The sequence below is a fragment of the Pseudonocardia sp. SID8383 genome (assembly GCF_009864975.1).
Lineage (GTDB): Bacteria > Actinomycetota > Actinomycetes > Mycobacteriales > Pseudonocardiaceae > Pseudonocardia > Pseudonocardia alni.
Genome location: NZ_WWFY01001042.1, coordinates 1 through 364 on the forward strand (window position 1 = coordinate 1; position 364 = coordinate 364).

The window sequence follows — 364 nt, forward strand, 5'->3', positions numbered from 1 at the left end:
GCTGCGGGTCAGCCACGCCTTCCACTCGCCGCTGATGGACCCGGTCCTCGACGAGTTCCGTGCCGTCGTCCGGGACCTCGGCTACGAGCTGCCCGCGATCCCGGTCGTGTCGCTGCTCGCCGGGGCGGGATCGCCGCACGACCTGGCCACCCCGGAGCACTGGGTGCGCCACGTCCGGGAGACGGTCCGCTTCGCCGACGGCCTGGCGACCCTGACCGCGGGCGGGGCCACCGCGTTCCTGGAGATCGGTCCGGACGGCGTGCTGTCCGCGCCGGCCCGCGCCGTGCTCCCCGCGGTCGGCGACGACGCCGCCGTCGTCACCCCGGCCCTGCGCGCCGGGCACGGCGAACCGGCCGCGCTGCTC

At 77.5% G+C, this 364-nt stretch carries 1 protein-coding gene; it reads left to right on the forward strand.

Going from position 1 to position 364, the window contains the following annotated elements; translation table 11 throughout:
* Positions 1 to 364, forward strand: a 364-nt coding sequence (locus GTW08_RS24920) for an acyltransferase domain-containing protein (RefSeq protein ID WP_161152619.1), incomplete at both ends; no start/stop codon positions are given.